The organism is Peribacillus faecalis (assembly GCF_014712675.1).
Lineage (GTDB): Bacteria > Bacillota > Bacilli > Bacillales > DSM-1321 > Bacillus_AD > Bacillus_AD faecalis.
Genome location: NZ_JACXSI010000065.1, coordinates 1 through 3942 on the forward strand (window position 1 = coordinate 1; position 3942 = coordinate 3942).

Annotated in this window: 2 protein-coding genes and 2 pseudogenes; all 4 read right to left on the reverse strand. The window is 39.2% G+C overall.

Translation table 11 applies throughout. The features are described 5' to 3' along the window. Window positions 1-458: 458 nt before the first annotated feature. Window positions 459-806: pseudogene (locus IEO70_RS18105) on the reverse strand (substrate-binding domain-containing protein); the annotation flags it as partial. A gap of 142 nt (window positions 807-948) precedes the next feature. After that, window positions 949-2363 (reverse strand): annotated as a pseudogene (locus tag IEO70_RS18110) (sugar ABC transporter ATP-binding protein). 54 nt (window positions 2364-2417) lie between these two features. Continuing rightward, complete coding sequence (gene rbsK / locus IEO70_RS18115) at window positions 2418-3299, reverse strand: ribokinase (RefSeq protein ID WP_190999781.1); 882 nt, start codon at window positions 3297-3299, stop codon at window positions 2418-2420. Next, window positions 3292-3564, reverse strand: a complete 273-nt coding sequence (locus IEO70_RS18120; RefSeq protein WP_328820971.1) for a substrate-binding domain-containing protein — start codon at window positions 3562-3564, stop codon at window positions 3292-3294. Before IEO70_RS18120 ends, rbsK begins: the two co-directional genes overlap by 8 nt. Between the last annotated feature and the right edge of the window lie 378 nt (window positions 3565-3942).

Sequence of the window (3942 nt, forward strand, 5' to 3'; positions counted from 1 at the left end):
TTAGGCACGCCGCCAGCGTTCGTCCTGAGCCAGGATCAAACTCTCCAAAAAGTGTTTGATAAAGCTCATAAAATAAAAAGTTTTGTTCCGGTCAATGCCGAAACGTTTTATAAGAATTAACGTTGACGTTTTTGTTTTGTTTAGTTTTCAAAGATCAATCGTTTGTCGTTAGTGACAACTTTTATATCATAACATTTTGTCATTTCGTTGTCAACAACTTTTTTCGAATTAATTTTCCGTTGCCACCAAAACTCAGAAGCAACTTTATTAATATATCATTCTATCAAAACACTGTCAATCTTTTTTTGAAGTGTTTTTTTAGTTGATGTCCTTTTCTTAAGAACCTCAACTAATATACCACGATGTTGTTAACTTAACAATAGCTTTTTAACACTAAAATAAAGTCACACAATTCAGTCTACTGTTTTCAAATTAAATAGGAGCAAAAGTAAACTCCCCTATTCTTGCTCCTCATCTTCTTTATTGTTGATCAATATTATCTTTGGTACTTCTTCCACTTCTTTACCTTCTATATAATCGATAGCTGCCTGTACAGCCATTTCTCCCATTAGCGCCGGCTGTTGTGCGACTGTTGCTGTTAACTGTCCATTTCTAATAAAAGAAAGTGCATCTTCTGTACCATCAAATCCGATTACAACTAAACTTTTCCCGGCACTATTAATTGCTTCTAAAGCTCCTAGCGCCATTTCATCGTTATGAGCAAAGACGGCTTGAATGTTGCCATTACCTTGAATCATATTTTCCATAACATTCAATCCTTGCGTATGGTCGAAGTCCGCTGTTTGTTAAGTGCAATTTTTCATCAGCTACGCTATAGAAACAACTACTATTAAGACAATGAACCCTAGAAGCGGACCAAGTTTTTGGGCTTTAGAACCAATAGAATACTTCTTACCGGCATTCTCACCATTCTTTATATGCGACATATTACTGATCTCCAGTTGCTAATGTCATGATCTTTTCTTGCGTTGCAGATTACTTCCGGCAATTCAGAAGAAACCATAGTAATCGCTACTCCTCGGTCGGTTAGTTCATTCATTAGCTGCTAAATCTCAAATTTAGCGCCGACGTCAACGCCGCGAGTCGGCTCAACAAGTATGAGCACTTTCGGTCCGATACCAATCCATTTCGCAATAACTACCTTTTGCTGGTTACCCCCAAATAAGCTCTTAGCACTCGTTTCTACTGATTCTGTCTTAATTCTCAGGCATTGTATCAATAAATTGACGAATTCAGCTTCATTCTTCTCATCAATAATTCCTTTCGGAGAAAAGCTTTTCAAATTCGGCAAAGTGATATTTTCACATATCGAGAAATCCAGAACAAGCCCCTCTAATTTACAGTCTTCTGTAATAAAGCCGATTCCTTTCTCAACTGCTTGCGCAGGATTATGGATTTTAATTTCTGCACCGTTTATCTTGATAACACCATGGTCTGGGTGAGATAATCCAAATATCGAACGCATGATCTCTGTTCGGCCAACTCCCATCAATCCGGAAAACCCGACAATCTCACCACTTCTTACTGAAAAAGAGACATTTTAAAACTCTCCAGCTCGCGATAAATCCTTTACTTCTAAGACAACATCACTGACAGTAGGCTTTCTGGTTGGAAAACGACCGTCAGTTCACGTCCTACCATTTTTTGATAACCTCATTAAAATTTGTCTCTGGAATAGGCTTCGTGTCTACCGTTTTTCCATCACGCATAACGGTAATCCTGTCGCAGATTGTAAAGATCCCCTCCATCCGATGGGAGATATAGACGATACTGACATTTTGTTTGCTCAAAGCATTAATGACGTCAAATAAATGCTGTATCTCCCGTTCCGTTAACGTTGCGGTTGGCTCATCCATTACAATTACTTCAGCAATTGTCATCAGTGCCTTGGCAATTTCAATCATTTGCTGTTCACCGACTGAATAATTGCCGGCTTTCTCTTCCAAAGAGATTAATACATCCAGCTTCTTGAAGTGTTTCTTTGCCATGTGTCGCATTTCATTCATTTTTAGAATCCCCAACTTATTTTGAAGCTCTTTTCTGATAAATATGTTTTTAAGCACCGTCATTTCAGGCCAAATGTTCATTTCCTGATGGATAAAGGCGATTCCCCTTTGCTCTGCTTCTTTCGGGTTGGAAAAGTAATGTTCTTCCCCGTTAATGGTAATAATCCCTTGGTCTCGCTTATGCAATCCAGTCAGCACATTCATCATGGTGGATTTACCAGCTCTATTCTCAGCCATTAATGCATGTACCTCTCCAGGCAAAAGTTCAAAATCTACGCCTGTCAGCACTTCATTTTCACCAGAAGCTTTGTGTATATTTTTCATTGTGATATGTATGTCCTAGATCAGAAAAAACTTTACTTATGGAGCTATTTAATATACCGTGCTTCTTCATGATAGACTTTCCTCCACTTCTTTGCGTGACGGCATACCTCCTTGAGCACCGAATTTTGTAACAGATAATGATGCAGCTCGATTAGCGAATCTTAAACTGTCAGCAATGTTTTTTCCTTCTGCTACTGCAACAGCAAACGCTCCATTAAATGTATCGCCAGCGCCTGTCGTATCAACAGCCTCTACTTTAAATGTCGGTACAATTACCTCTTCTTTGCCGTTATGATAACGTACACCTTTACTGCCTTCCGTAATAAGAACTTTAGTAGCATACTGGTTTAACACACCTTCTAAACTCATATCCGGAAACAATAGCTTCGCTTCATGTTCATTCGGAGTAATAAATGTAGCCTGTTCAATAACGTTCTGCGAAATTAAATGAGCAGGTGCTGGATTTAACAACAATGGAATTCTGTAATTTGCACAAACACCACTTAAATATTCAATTGTATTAAAAGGAATCTCTTGCTGAACTAAAACGATATTAGCTTCCTTTATAGCCTCTAAAGCACCTTCCACATACTCAGGAGTTACACAATCATTTGCTCCTTTTACAACAACAATACTGTTATCTCCTTCAGCCAAAACAATATGTGCTGTACCAGTGCTCACTTCTGTAACTGGTTTCACATATTTGACAGAAACACCATTATGCTTTAAATTATCAATCAGTTGCTGGCCATAGTGATCATCACCTACACAGCCGATCATACTGACATCAGCTCCTAGTCTAGCGGCGGCAACAGCTTGATTTGCCCCCTTTCCTCCAGGAACCATAACAAAACCTTCTCCAAGTACTGTTTCACCTGCACCTGGCCGAACAACTGATGTCACTACTAGATCCATCGCAATACTACCTACAACTGCAACTTTAATCATCAGAATTTAACCTCCTTGTCGTTTCACGATTAATATAACTAACAGGCAGTTTAATATGTTCCTTTTCTACCGTTTCTTTTTCGATAATGGAAATTAACAATGCTGCTTCCTTCCCTATTTCATAGGCTGGTTGCCTAATCGATGAAAGGGTCGGAAATAATAAACTGCTTTGCGGAATATCATCATATCCGATAATTTGAACCTCTTCCAAAACTTTTTTACCGCGTTGAAGCGCTTTGTGGATATTACTTAAAAATCGATATATTCATTCATCAGGACTTCAATAGCCCCTTAGAATCTCATTTGAGCTGAGTGTAAATTTGCCGGTCCCTTGATTACCGCAATATTTCTAGCCTCGCTTAATCATTTCAAGTGCAGCCAGTCTTCCTCCCTCTCTTCTATCTGAATAAACATAAACTCCACATCAATCACTTGTACATACAATCTTAAAGTTATGCGATAAATCTTGACTGATTTGCTTCTTGTTTCTCAACCTTCGGTCCGTTCATTTCATGACACAAAAAAAGACCAACTTCATCAGCTGATCTTCATCTTGCCCGGCAACGTCCTACTCTCACAGGGGGAGACCCCCAACTACCATCGGCGCGCGAGCTTAACTTCCGTATTCGACTCCCGGCGAACG